The sequence below is a fragment of the Pontibacter actiniarum genome, assembly GCF_003585765.1.
Classification (GTDB): Bacteria; Bacteroidota; Bacteroidia; order Cytophagales; family Hymenobacteraceae; genus Pontibacter; species Pontibacter actiniarum.
Genome location: NZ_CP021235.1, coordinates 705,962 through 720,286, shown reverse-complemented (window position 1 = coordinate 720,286; position 14,325 = coordinate 705,962). Strand labels below are relative to the sequence as shown.

The window sequence follows — 14,325 nt, the reverse complement described above, 5'->3', positions numbered from 1 at the left end:
GAATGAAGAAGAATAAACAAGAGCACGAAATAGACTTAAAAAGCTGGTTCTTTAAATTTAAGTCTAAATGGTATTTGTTTGCGGTTTTTGCTGTGGTAGCTCTGGCAGCCGGTTATGTGTATGTAAAGAGCTCGTCTCCCGTATTTGAGTACAAGTCTACCCTGCTGCTGGGCGACCAGCAGACAGGCTCCAAAAAGGCACAGGAGCTGCTGGAGGTGCTGCAGGTGCAGAGCAAAGGCATTAAAGTAGAAGACGAGGTCGGCCTGTTGCAGTCGGCAGAGATGGTGAAGCAGGCCCTGCAGAAGCTTGATTTTACCGTGGCCTACTATAAAGTACAGGACCACTGGCTTAACAGCTTCTCAGACCTGATTGTGGAGGAGCAGTACGAAACCGCCCCCTATGTGGTGGACCTGGACACGAGCACCTATCAGCTGGTGGACATTCCGATTAAGGTGCGCCTGCTGGACGAGAACACTTACCAGCTGCTGATAGAGCGCGAGAACGTGCCCCGTTACGACTTCAAGACGCACTCCACCGTGGAGTCTATCCCGCTGGTGAGCTTTAAAAAGACGCTGAAGTTCGGGGAGCCTTACCAGGACAAGAACCTGAGCCTGACGCTGAACCGCAGCGATGTGGAGGACCCGAAGCCGGGCAAGGAGTACTTCTTTGTGATCAACAGCCTGGAAAGCCAGGTAAAGCAACAGCAGGCAGCCCTGAGCGTGGCTCCTATAGACCGCGAGGCCCGCGTGCTGGTGCTTAAGAGCAAAGGCCCTATTCCGGACAAGCAGATCGCCTTTCTGAACACGCTGATGTCGGAGTACGTGGCCAACGACCTGAAGGAGAAGAACCACAACGGCCTGAAGACACTGGAGTTCATAGACAGCCAGCTGGCGGGCCTTTCGGACTCACTGCGCCAGAGCAAGCAGGCCCTGTCGTCTTTCCGCTCCAACAACCGCATCGCCAACATCAACGTTCAGTCCAACATCAACTACGAGAAGCTGTCGCAGCTGGAAGCGGAGCGGGCGCGCCTGAACACCGACAAAACGTATTATGAGAACATCCTCGACCAGATAAAGAACGGCAACGGCATCGCCCAATCGGTATCGCCTACGGTAGCCGGCATACAAAGCCCTATTCTGAACAACCTGTTCCTGCAGCTGGCGGAGCTGAACCAGAAAAAGGCGGGCTACAGGGTGAATGCGACCGAAGACAACCCGATGCTGCGCAAAATAGAGGGAGAGATTGCCAGCACCCGCGGCGCTATTATCGCCAACCTGCAGAACCTGGTGGAGTCGGCCGAGATATCCATTAACGATGTGAACGGCCGCATTGGTAAAATAGAGTCGAACCTGGCCTCGCTGCCCGAGAACGAGCGCAAGCTCATGGACCTGCAAAGCCAGTCGGAGTTTATTGACAAGAAGTATGACTTCCTGATGGAGAAGCGCGCCGACGCGGCTATTGCCCTGGCGACTAACGCCACAGACAAGAAGATCGTGGACCACGCCTCTATGGTAGGCAACGCTCCGGTAAACGTAAAGCCGAAGATGATCTACCTGCTGGCCCTGCTGATTGGTTTGGCCATCCCTGCCGGTTTCATCGTGCTGATGGATAACGTGGACAACACCATTCAAGGCAAAAACGACCTGGCGAACATCACCAACATCCCGTTCCTGGGGGTTGTGGCGCATGGCTCCAAGTCGGATAAACTGGCCGTGCTGAACAACCAGCGCTCAGCCATCGCCGAGTCGTTCCGCTCCATACGCATTAACCTGCAATACCTGATGGCCGAAAAAGACTTCCGGGTAATTGGCCTGACATCGTCTGTATCCGGGGAGGGCAAAACCTTCTGCTCCGTGAACCTCAGCTCAGAGATGGCCATGTCGGGTAAGCGCGTGGTGCTGATCGAGGCGGATATGCGCAAGCCGACGTTCGGCAAGTATTTCCCGGTAGCCGAGTCGTACGGGCTCTCCTCCTTCCTGACGCAGGGGCAGCCCCTGGAGGAAGTGGTGCAGAAAACAGCCGTCGAAAACCTGGATATTATCCCGTGCGGCCCTATCCCGAGCAACGCCTCCCATTTGCTGGAGCTTCCGAAAATGCAGGAGCTGCTGGAGCTGCTCAAAACACAGTACGACTATGTGGTTATCGACACGCCCCCGATCGGGTTTGTGTCAGAGTACTTTGTGCTGATGCGCCACCTGGACGTGAACCTCTACGTGGTGAAGCACAAGTATACCAACAAGGATATGCTGACCGAGATAAACGAGCTCTACAACTCCAAGCGGATCAAGAATATCTACATGGTTATGAATGACCTGAACTATAACAAAACGTACGAGTACGGCTATAAGAAGAACGCCAAGTACTATTACGCCTAAGCCATTACACAGCAGGTGCAGCCACAGCGGCTGCACCTTGTCTGCTACTATCTTACCGTATCACAGATGAGTAAAAATTTAGCCTCCAAAGCTGTCAGCGGCCTGAAGTGGGGATCGGTCTCTACCATAGCCAACGCAGTCATGCAGATCGGCTACACGTCGGCTATGGCGCGCCTGCTGGCCCCGGAGGCTTTCGGTCTGGTGGCCATTGCCGGGGTTATCCTGCGGTTCGGAAGCTACTTTGCCCACCTGGGCCTGTCGCAGGCCATTATTCAGAAAGATGAGCTGACGGAGGAAAACATCCGGGCAGCCTTTACCTCATCAGCGCTTCTTGGGCTCGCCTTCACGGTCTTAATATGGGTGCTGGCTCCCTTTGCCACGCTGTTTTTCGAAAACGAAGTGTATGCCAGCGAGCAAGTGACCCCTATAGTACGCCTCATGTCCCTGGCGCTGCTCATAGGCGGCTTGTCTTCAACAGCCTCTAGTTTGTGTGAGCGCAACATGCGCTTTAAGGAGCTGAGCATTGTGGAGACGCTTTCGTATGTTATCTCTTACCTGGGGGTCGGGATCATACTGGCGTACCTGGATTACGGTGTCTGGAGCCTTGTGATCGCCACACTTACCCAGGCGGCACTGGTGGCCCTGGGGGCTTACTTTATAGCAAGGCACAGCATCCTGCCCCTTTTCAAGTGGGAGTCTTACAAGCCGCTGTTTAACTATGGCAGCAAGATGTCCGTCATCAGTTTCCTGGAGTTCCTTAGCCAGGACATGGCAACCATCCTGATCGGTAAAACACTGGGGCCGTACAAACTTGGTATCTACGACAGAGCGCACCGGCTGGTGAACCTGCCGATGTACATGCTTACCCGCACCATCAGTCGCGTCATCTTTCCGTCGTTCAGCAAGTTGCAGGCAGAAACTTCAAAGCTGGCAAACGCCTATATTTCCAGCACCACTCTGCTGGCGACCATTATCATACCCACCTGCCTGGGTTTGCTGGTGGCGGCGCCCGAAGTGGTGTACATCCTTTTAGGCGACCAGTGGGGCGACTCAATTCCTGTGCTCCAGGTGCTTTGCCTGGCTATACCGCTAAGCTTTATCACCATGTTTGCCGGCATTGTGTGTGACGCCAAGGCCGTCCTCAACCTAAAAATCGTGCTCACCCTGGTGTTTATAGGTGTGATCACAGGCTTCTTCTTTCTTCTCAGGCAGTACGGCCTGGTAGGCTTTGCCTTTGCCATACTTGCCGGGGAGCTGGTCCGTATCCTCTTTTACCAAACGGTGCTTAACCGCATCTTAAAGCTCAGCTACACAAGGCAGCTGCAGGTATACATACCGGGGCTAGTAAACGGCCTGATAATAGCGGCTGCAATTTATGCGCTTAGTACAGTGCTTAGGGGGGCGGGCCTCTCGCATGTGCTTGTCCTGGGGGCCCAAATCGCCACGGGGGCTGTTCTCTTTATAGCCCTGACACTGTTCTTCCCGCACAAGACGCTCAAGAGTCAGATCAACACGCTTCTGTCTAAGCTTGGGATAGACGAAAACCCGACCAGTTATTACGGCAGGCTTATTTCAAAATACAGGAAAACTGTCATCAACAGTACAGAAGGATAAAATTTAGCTTATGGTTATTGGAGTTTCAGGACCGGTAGATATTGATTTGTTGGAGTGTGACTTTGGAAATGCGCCTATCCCCTCCACTAACGCTTTCCCATTGGTATCCCACTTTATAAACGGACTTATAAAGAGGGGGCACCATGTAGTTGTGTACACAAACTCCGGTGAGCTAACCGAGCCAACAGTAATACGCAGCAAACAGGTAACACTGTGCATCTGCCCAACCAAGCCGCAGCCCGGCAGAAGATTCTTCAAGTTTGAGCGGGAGCAGCTTGAGGCTATCATACGCCAAAACCCGTCTGACGTCATCTATGCCTACTGGACCTATGAGTACGCCTGGGCCGCCATCGAGAGCGGCATCCCTACGGTTGTGAGCGTACACGACAACGCCTTTAAGATTCTGCTGAACCAGCCAGACATGTTCAGGTTGGTGCGCTACCTCATGAATGTCGTCGTGTTGCACAAGGCGCAGTGGCTTGTGGCCAACTCGGCCTATACCTTCCGCAACCTTTCTGCCAGCAGCAAAAAGAAGGCGGTTGTGATCAATAACTTTTTCTCGCCGCACCTAGGCCAGCTGATACCGGAAGGCACACCCAAGGAAAACTATATAACATCAGTTGTAAACGGGTTCACCAAGCGGAAGGGCATTCCGAAAGCGCTTCATGCCTTCGCCAGGCTAAGAGAGAAGTTCCCGGAGCTGGAGTACCATTTACTGGGTGTAGACATGGAACCGGGGGGGGCGGCGCAGCAATACGCCCAACAGCATAACCTCCAGGAGGGTGTGCGGTTCCTGGGGCCGGCTTCGCAGGCAGAGCTTATGCAGCACATGGCTAAGGCAAAGGTGCTTTTGCACCCATCGGTCGAGGAGTCGTTCGGGATGGCCGTGCTGGAGTCTATGCTGGCGCACACCCCGGTGGTTGGGGGCAAACGCAGCGGTTTTGTGCCGTACCTGCTAAACCACGGCGATGCAGGCGTACTGTGCGATGTGACATCGGCAGCAGCTATGGCTACTGCAGTGGAGAAGCTCTTGCTTGACCGGGAGCTATCCGGGCAGGTTGCTAAAAAGGCAAACGCTTTTGCCAAAGCAAACTTCTCTGAGGAAGTCGTGATCAACAAGCACCTGGACATATTCAAGTCGATCCTTAACATAGGGAATACGTATCCTCCTATGTTAGCCAAAGAGAAAGCTGAGGGTTATCTGTTTAACACCTGAACAAGATCGCATCCGATAACATGAAGATAAACTACAGTGTCATATTCACAATTCCGCTACTCATGGTCATGTTCCTTGACCCGATGTACCTGGAGTTGATTTCCGGAGATAATGAAAACACGCTGGGCGCCATACTTAACGTTTTGGTGAAGCTGAACACAGGTGTGGCTTTCCTCTACAGCGTCTACCGCTTTAAGACCATGTCTCCTTTCATGCGGTTTGTGTTCGTGCTGGTCACGATTTACCTGTTCGGGATGATTTTGGAGTCGTACTACAAGTACAGCAGCTTCTTAATTTATCCTCACGTGTTTCAGCGGCTCCTGCTGTTCTACTTTGTGTTTTTCATTTACACATTTTACAAAAACAACGATTACCTGCAGCTCCGGCATATTATCAACATCATACTGATCGGCTTTGTACTAAATATTGTCCTCATCCACCCCGAAGCCCTTAGCATAGCCTCTTTCACAAACCATGAAAGGGGCGTAAATGCCAGTACCATGTACATGATCGTGATACCGTTCCTGTACTTTGCCAGCAAATACCTGTTCGAGGGCGGCGCCTATAACCTGATGATGAGCTTTTTAGTGGTCTTTGCCATCATATTCTTTCAACACAGGACCATATGGGTTTGTATGACGGGTATCATGGCAGTGTATGTGTACCTGGTGAAGTTCAAGGCCTCCAAGCCGGTAAACTTCGGCAAGCTCATTCCTATTGCGTTCGTTATGGTTGTGCTCGGCATTGTGAGCAGCGCCTTCCTGTTCTCCACCCATCCCGAAATCATCACAAAAATACAGGAGAACTTTTCTGATATTGAGAACGCCAGTGAGCAGGGCACCGGCGGGTGGAGGTACAACCAGTTCTTGTCGTACCTGCCCTTTATCCAGGACAACTTCCTGATGGGCATGCGCTTCGAAGGATTTGAGCTGCCCATCCAGTTTTACCGCGATGATATTGACGCACCTGTCTTTGAGGACGGCAACGGCCACCACTTCCACAGCTTTTATGTAGACGTCCTGTTTTACATTGGCTTTGTAGGCATGGCGATGTTTATGATGATGCAGATATACGCTGTAAAAAAGGGCTTTACGCGCAAATCGCTTGATGAGAAGCAGATCGTTATACTTGCTTTTATAACCAGCGGCTTTGTATACGGCATCTCCTACATCCTGCCTTTTTTCTTCTACGCCTTCCTGGGCCTGGCCTTGGCCTACATGGAGCAACAGCCGGAGACCCACTCGTTTATACTGGAATCGGCACGGCGCCGGAAGAAAAAGCTGCAGTCCCTTCGAAGTACAAAAACTAGTTCAAATCACACGGTAACTTCCTACTAAGAATAGCAGTACAAGTATATATCTTAACCCTTACACTTGTATGAGTACCTCTATACCGCAAGAACCACTGCACACCCCGGTGTTGCTAATTATATTTAACCGCGCCCATACCACACAGCAAGTATTCGACCGCATCCGGCAGGTAAAGCCCAAGAAGCTCTACGTGGCCGCCGACGGCCCGCGCCCGCACGTGGGCACCGATGCCGAGCGCTGCGCCGAGACCCGCAGGATCGTAGAGCAGGTGGACTGGGACTGCGAGGTGAAGACGCTGTTCCAGGAGCAGAACCTGGGCTGCGGCGTGGCTCCCTCCCGCTCCATCTCCTGGCTTTTTGAGCACGAGGAGTACGGCATTATACTCGAAGACGACTGCATCCCGTCCCGGAGCTTCTTCTGGTTCTGCCAGGAGCTGCTGGAGAAGTATAAATACGACACCCGCGTGATGCACATCAGCGGCAACAACTACCTGGACGGCTGGCGCCGCGACTCCGACTACTCCTACTACTTTTCCGACAAGGTGAACAGCTGGGGCTGGGCTACCTGGCGCCGCGCCTGGCAACTCTACGACTTTCACCTGGGCAGCTACCCGGAGCTGAAGCAGAAGGGCTACCTTAACGGCATCTTCCTGAACAAGCTGGAGGAGCAGTACAGGCTAAGCAAGCTGGAGGAAACCTTCACCAACATCCAGAAAGGGGATGTGTGGGATTATCAGTGGGAATTTACCGTATACAGTAACTCCGGCCTCTGCATTGTGCCGGAGGTAAACCTGGTGCGCAACATCGGGTTTGGCGAGGATGCCACCCACACCTTTAACCTGCACGACAAAAAAGCGCAGGTGCACGAGCAGGAGATAGACTTCCCGCTGCGCCACCCGAAGTTCGTGATCCGGGATGTGGAGTCGGACCGCCGCAACTTTAACAAAATGATGCGCGACAAAGCGAGCGCCAAGTTAAAAGCCCTATTCAGCTTTAGCCTATGAAACTTCTTCTATCAGCATATGCTTGTGAGCCGCACCGCGGCACGGAGCTGGGCAACGGCTGGAACTGGGCGCTGAACACAGCCAAGCTCGGCCACGAAGTGTGGTGCCTCACCACCGTAGAAGGCAGGGAGAGCATTGAGAAGGAAGTGGAGAGGCTTGCGCTGCCCAACCTGCACATGGTGTTTGTGGAGCTGCCCGCCTGGATTGATAAAGCCTTTGAGTACCACCTGGGCTTTTACCCGCACTACATGTACTGGCAGCACCGGGCGTACCAGGTGGCAAAGGAGCTGGACAGAACAGTGGACTTCGACCTGGTGCACCACGTAACCATAGGCAGCCTGCAAATGGGCACGGCACTGTGGCGCCTGAACAAACCGCTCATCTTCGGGCCAACCGGAGGCGGCCAGGAGGCCCCAAAAGCACTTAAAAAGTACTTCTACAGCGGATGGAGAACGGAGGTCATGCGTAAGGTGATCAGCGAGCTGCTGCTGGCCCTGAACCCGAACGCCCGCAAGGCCATGCGCCACGCCTCGCTCGTGCTCACCACCAACCAGGACACCTATGACATGGCCCAGCGCATCGGCGCCCTCAACCCGAAGATGTTCTTGGACACAAGCCTGCCGGAGGACTTTTACCCGGAGGCGTACCCGGAGCGCATCCCCGACGAGCCGCTGAAGATCCTGTGGGTGGGCCGCCTGTTTGCCCGCAAAGGCCTGCCGCTGGTGCTGGAGGCGCTCAGCAAAGTGCGGCCCGATGTAAAGTTTGAGCTAACCATACTTGGTGACGGCCAGATGCGCGATTACGTCCCCCGCTGGATAAAAGAATACAACCTGCACGACAAGGTGAAGTGGAAAGGCCAGGTACCCTGGGATGAGGTGAAGCGCGCCTACACCCAGAGCGACCTCTTCCTGTTCTGCAGCCTGCGCGACTCCAGCGCCGCGCAGTTCCTGGAGGCTATGGCTTACGGCCTGCCCATCGTTACCCTTGACCTGCACGGGGGCAAGAACCTCGTGCCGGACGATGCGGGTATAAAAGTGCCTGTCACCACTGCAGCCCAAACCGTGAAAGACGTAGCAGCCGCCGTGGAAAAACTGCACGACCAGCCGCTGCTGCGCCGCCAGATGGGCATGGCAGGCTACCAGTTTTCCAAGTCCCAGACCTGGACGGTGAAAACACAACACATCAACGAGTTTTACAGTAAGTATACCCAGGCTCAGCCTGCCGAGCTTACCATTGAACATTAGCCCTTATTGCATATGCTATACATTGTTATACCTGTTTTCAACAGAAAGAACTTTACCAAAGAGTGCCTGCTCTCCCTGCAGCGCGGCACCAACCAAAACTATAAAGTGATTGTGGTGGACGACGGCTCCACCGACGGCACCGCCGATATGCTGCGCGAGGAGTTCCCGGAGGTGGAGATTCTCTTCGGCGACGGCAGCCTGTTCTGGACCGCCAGCGTAAACATGGGCATTAAACACGCCCTGCAGCTAGGCGCCGACTACGTCATGACGCTGAACAACGACCTGGAAGTAGCCGAAGACTACATCGAGAACACCTATAAATGGATAGCGCAGAAGCCGCAGGCCGTTATCGGAGCACTCGAGATGGACGCCGGCACCCGCGAACCTGCCTTTGGCGGTGAAATCGTGGACTTTAAGCTGAACAAAGTACGCCACCTGCTGCAGGAGCTGCCAAAGGAGCAGCAGGTAGGGCTGCACGCCGTGTCGCAGCTGCCGGGTCGCGGCCTGCTGATCCCACGCGCGGTGTTTGAGAAGATCGGCCTGCTAGACCAGGACCAGTTCCCGCACTATGTGGCCGACTACGACTTTACACACACCGCCCTGCGCAACGGCTTTGAGCTGTACGTAAACTACGATGCCAAGCTTTATACTTACCCGGAGGAAAGCGGTGAGCGTAAGAACCGGCAGAGCAAGTCGTTTAACAACTTCTACAAGCACCTGTTCGACATCAAGGGCGGCGGCAACCTGCGCGACTTCACCCGCTTCACGCTCAAAAACTGCCCTCCTCCCTATATACCGTACTACCTGGCAAACGGCTATGCCCGCAGGATTTTTGGCTATATGCTAAAATAAATGCAACTAGGCACAAGTATACCGACCAGCCCTCGCCACCACAGCCTCCTGCTGAGAACCGGCAAGGGCTGGTTGTACTTTATACCTGCCCTTCTGTTTTCTTTAGCGCTGTTTGCCCTCCTAAGAGCCCTTCCCTTCTCTCCCAAGGCAGCCTCTGCCAACTACGAAGGCCCTCTTATCATCACCAAGGGAGGAACCTACAGCGGCAACTGGGAGTCTAAAGACTCGGACGTGGCCGCCGTGGAAATCCGGACGAAGGAGCCCGTGGTTATTGAGCATGCCAACATACGCGGGGCCGGCTTCCTGATTCTTAGCCAGGGCTACGGCGCCAACGTCACCGTGCGCCACACCAAAGGCTTCGGGCTCCCGCCCACCCCGTACAGCAGCTATAAAAAGCCGCGCCGCTTTCTGGCGGTAGATGTTTTTTCGAATGTCGTGGTGGAGCATTGCTATATGGAGAAAACGGCCGGCATCTACCTCGGTGTGGAGTATACCGGAAACGGCTCCCCGGGTCAAAGTATAAAGATCAGGTATAACAAGGTGCGCGATATTAACGGGCAGGTGTACCAGGGCAAAGCCATCGCGCAGTTTGTGCAGTTTAACTACCGTGGCGAGGTTCCTTACGCCGAAATCGCCTGGAATGAGGTAATCAATACCCCCGGGGCCTCTGCCGTGGAGGACAACATCAACATCTACAACTCCCGCGGAGCGCCACACGCCCCCATCCGCATCCACAACAATTACATCGAAGGCGCTTTCCCCTACCCGCTGCACTTAGAGCAGTACTCCGGTGGTGGCATCCTCACCGACTCTCCGGGCACTGACTCCCTGACGTCAACCGCTTACGTGCAGGTGTACGACAACCAGTTGGTGGGCCTTGGCAACTACTGCCTGGGTATAGCCGGGGGCAACCATATCGAAATGCACCACAACCGGGCTGTCGTGGCCGCCGTGTTCAACGACGGTAAGCCTTACCACTTCTGGACTGGCGGTATATGGGCAAAGGACTACTATAAGATGCAGAACACCTTCGCCAACAGCATGCACCATAACACACTGGCCGTGCTGGGCAAAGACCGCACCTGGCGCAACGAGATTTTCGACAGCACCTTTGCCGCTGCGGCTGAATATGCCAACGATGTGCTGCCCGACAGCGTCACTAAAAGCCTGGAGCAGCAGGAGTACAAGCTATGGCAGGAGAAACTCCGAAGCCAGGCCCTTACAATTGGCCCACAGCAGCACCCATAACACAGGACAACATCCACACATTGTGGAATTTTCACCCCACTTCTGCCCCCTCAGGGCGTTCTTTTAGACCTCATATTGAAAGTGTGGAAAGTTTCCACACTTGAAAAGTACAAATACCAGTCTGTTTTTAATTAAAATATAGCTATATTTTGCTTTAGCTATAAAACTGCACTTTTCAAATCATACCTAGAACTCTACTTTGTACACCGCATTGCACTTACACCGCAAATGTGTGTATAAATTCCACGCTTTTACCCATATTGTGCAATATAAACGTAACGTGAAAACAAATTATATTTCACGGACGAAGCAGGCGAAAAACCCTTCATACAAGCTCAAAACCCATATTTAACATAAGATATCAATTACATAATTTCAAGGAGCATATAATTTTTTATAGAAATTTTAACGGCGGGTTATGATTTGTAAAAATTTCGTATCTATATTTGCAACGGTCAATATATGAACACATTAACTCTACAGAGCCACTTAGATGTGGAGAACAAATTAAGACAAAACCCTGAATTCGGAGCTAAAGCCAAAGGTAACGACGGGGTTTCACCAGAAAACAAAACATAAAAAAATCTAAATTCTCAACTTTTAGCCAAAGGAAATGAATTCACTAACCTCTAACCTGAACAGGAGGGCCGGTCGAGTTATTATCGCTCAGCTTTTCGCCTACATTTTGTTCGTGCTTCTTCCTGCTACGGTAAATGCACAAACCTACAGCGGTCCTTTAGTAATTACCAAGGGTGGTACCTACAAGGGAAACTGGGAGTCGAGAAACTCTGATGTAGCCGCAATTGAGATTAGAACCAGCGAGCCAGTTGTTATTGAATACTCTAACATTCGCGGAGCCGGTCCACTTATCAGAAGCTTAGGCAACAGAATCAACCTGATTGTACGCCACACAAACGGCTACGGTCTTGCGCCAACACCTTACACCGATTATAAGAAAGCGCGTCGCTTCCTGGGTATTGACGTTTTCAAAAGCGTAGTGGTTGAGAACTGCTACATGGAGAATACAGCAGGTATCTATATTGGCCAGAGCTATGAGGGTAACGGTACTTCTTCAGAAACTATCAAAATCCGCTATAACGTAGCGAAGAACATTGATGGCCGTGTTTATGGAGGAACAACCTTTGCCCAGTTCGTGCAGTTCAACTTCCGTAAGCCGATCAGCCATGCAGAGGTTGCCTGGAACCAGGTGATCAACACTCCGAACAACTCTGCTGTTGAAGACAACATCAACATTCACAACTCCAGAGGTACGCAGTCTTCCCCGATCAAAATCCACAACAACTACATCGAAGGCGCTTACCCTGTACAGGCAGAGAGCAAGTCTTACTCTGGTGGCGGCATCATCACTGACGGTGATGGAGACATCAATTCGTGCCCTGCTTACATTGAGGCACACGACAACCAGCTGGTTGGCCTTGGCAACTACTCTATGGGTATTGCCGGTGGTAACAACATCCGCTACCACCACAACAGAGCCCTGAACGCAGCTACTTTCGACAATGGCTCAAAGTACAACATGTATACTTCCGGGTTCTGGAGCAAAGACTACTACAAGAAGAACACTACGTTCTCTAACTCTGTAGACAACAACGTGGTAGGTGTTATGGCCTGGGGCTATACCAACAACCGTAACGACGTTTCGGTAGCTGAAGACGCTGACTTTAAGAGCAACAACTTTCTGCCAGGCAGCATATCGAAGCAGATGGAGAAAGATGAGTTTGCTGCATGGCAGTCTAAGCTGAGCAAGAACGGGATCGTGCTTGGCCCTAATGGCTCTGCCACCCCTGCCCCAGCTAACCAGGCTCCTTCTGTAGCCATCACGACTCCTACAAACAACGCTTCAGTTACACAAGGTGCTTCTATCGTGATTCAGGCCAACGCAACCGACGCGGACGGCTCTGTAACGAAAGTGGAGTTCTACCAAGGCACTGTTAAGCTGGGCGAAGACACCAGCGCACCTTTCAGCTACACTTGGAACAACGCAGCAGCAGGAACTTACTCCCTGACAGCAAAAGCTTACGACAGCAAAGGCGCTTCAAAAACGTCTTCACCAGTAGGTATAGCAGTGACAAAAGCAGCTGTTACGGAGCCAGTGGAAGCCCCGGTTTCCCAGACACCACCGACAGAAAGCACTTCATCAACTGGCTCAGGCAAGATTGTGCTGGAGCACTGGAAAGGTGTGCAGAGCGAAAGCCTGAACGACGTGCCGGTGAACGCCACCCCGAGCAGCACCAAGGAGCTGACCCTGTTCGAGGCCCCTTCTAACGTGGGCGACAACTACGGCCAGCGCATCCGCGGCTACGTAACGGCGCCGGAGAGCGGCCAGTACACTTTCTGGATCGCAGGCGACAACCACGCCGCCCTTTACCTGAGCACCTCCGAGGACCCTGCCGCCAAAAAGCAGCTGGCCCACGTGAACGGCTGGACAAACCCGCGCGAGTGGACAAAGTACCCGACGCAGCAGTCGGTGAAGGTGACACTGGAGGCAGGAAAGCGCTACTACATCGAGGCACTGCACGTAGAGGGAGCAGGCGGCGACAACATAGCCGTGGCATGGCAGCTGCCTAGCGGCGCCAAAGAGGCTCCGATCGCCGGCAACAGACTGTCTGTTTTTGGAAGCAAAGCCCCTGAAACGGTAGCACCTTTAGTTCCTGCAGGCAAGATTGTGCTGGAGCACTGGAAAGGTGTGCAGAGCGAAAGCCTGAACGACGTGCCGGTGAACACCACCCCGAGCAGCACCAAGGAGCTGACCCTGTTCGAGGCCCCTTCTAACGTGGGCGACAACTACGGCCAGCGCATCCGCGGCTACGTAACGGCACCGGAGAGCGGCCAGTACACTTTCTGGATCGCAGGCGACAACCACGCCGCCCTTTACCTGAGCACCTCCGAGGACCCTGCCGCCAAAAAGCAGCTGGCCCACGTGAACGGCTGGACAAACCCGCGCGAGTGGACAAAGTACCCGACGCAGCAGTCGGTGAAGGTGACACTGGAGGCAGGAAAGCGCTACTACATCGAGGCACTGCACGTAGAGGGAGCAGGCGGAGACAACATGGCCGTGGCATGGCAGCTGCCTAGCGGCGCCAAAGAGGCTCCGATCGCTGGCAACAGACTGTCTCCGTTCGGAGAGTCTTTCCAGAGCATCTCTGCCATGCAGACTTCTGAAATAACAGACTCTACTCCGTTCTTCACACAGACCTCAGCTTACCCTAACCCATTCCGTGATGTGGTAACGCTGGACTTTGCCGACAAGAAGGTAGAGCTGCAGGAAGTAGTGGTGCTTAGCCAGACAGGCAGCGTAGTGTACGAAGAGACAAAGCTGACACTGGTAAACAACAAACTGTCTATCGACCTTGCCAACCTGAAATCAGGCATGTACATCCTGAAGTATACAGACAAGGCTGGTAACACAGACAGCATTAAGATCATCAAAGAGTAAAAGAGC

Annotated in this window: 9 protein-coding genes; all 9 read left to right on the top strand. The window is 53.2% G+C overall.

All coding sequences use genetic code 11. The annotated features are described in order from the left end of the window. The first annotated feature begins 2 nt into the window (after positions 1–2). The 9 genes from CA264_RS03090 to CA264_RS03050 all read left to right on the top strand — a co-directional run bounded on the left by CA264_RS03090 (position 3) and on the right by CA264_RS03050 (position 14,319). Positions 3–2,375, top strand: coding sequence for an exopolysaccharide transport family protein (locus CA264_RS03090; protein ID WP_025604494.1), 2,373 nt, complete (start codon positions 3–5; stop codon positions 2,373–2,375). 66 nt (positions 2,376–2,441) lie between these two features. After that, complete coding sequence (locus CA264_RS03085; RefSeq protein WP_025604492.1) at positions 2,442–3,989, top strand: lipopolysaccharide biosynthesis protein; 1,548 nt, start codon at positions 2,442–2,444, stop codon at positions 3,987–3,989. Positions 3,990–3,999: 10 nt separating this feature from the next. Further along, positions 4,000–5,205, top strand: coding sequence for a glycosyltransferase family 4 protein (locus CA264_RS03080; RefSeq protein WP_025604490.1), 1,206 nt, complete (start codon positions 4,000–4,002; stop codon positions 5,203–5,205). Between the two features lie 20 nt (positions 5,206–5,225). Beyond that, the gene (locus CA264_RS03075) at positions 5,226–6,542 is read left to right on the top strand and encodes an O-antigen ligase family protein (RefSeq protein ID WP_025604488.1); all 1,317 of its coding nucleotides are present in this window, start codon (positions 5,226–5,228) and stop codon (positions 6,540–6,542) included. A 40-nt stretch (positions 6,543–6,582) separates the two neighbouring features. Continuing rightward, positions 6,583–7,518 (top strand): hypothetical protein, encoded by a 936-nt coding sequence (locus CA264_RS03070; RefSeq protein WP_051364293.1) that lies wholly within the window; start codon positions 6,583–6,585, stop codon positions 7,516–7,518. Next, the gene (locus CA264_RS03065) at positions 7,515–8,762 is read left to right on the top strand and encodes a glycosyltransferase family 4 protein (protein ID WP_025604484.1); all 1,248 of its coding nucleotides are present in this window, start codon (positions 7,515–7,517) and stop codon (positions 8,760–8,762) included. The genes CA264_RS03070 and CA264_RS03065 overlap by 4 nt, the downstream gene beginning before the upstream one ends. 12 nt (positions 8,763–8,774) lie before the next feature. Next, on the top strand, positions 8,775–9,614 hold the full coding sequence (locus CA264_RS03060) for a glycosyltransferase family 2 protein (protein ID WP_025604483.1): 840 nt from the start codon (positions 8,775–8,777) through the stop codon (positions 9,612–9,614). Further along, complete coding sequence (locus CA264_RS03055) at positions 9,615–10,862, top strand: hypothetical protein (protein WP_025604482.1); 1,248 nt, start codon at positions 9,615–9,617, stop codon at positions 10,860–10,862. Positions 10,863–11,475: 613 nt separating this feature from the next. Further along, complete coding sequence (locus CA264_RS03050) at positions 11,476–14,319, top strand: PA14 domain-containing protein (protein WP_084196138.1); 2,844 nt, start codon at positions 11,476–11,478, stop codon at positions 14,317–14,319. Positions 14,320–14,325: the final 6 nt, after the last annotated feature.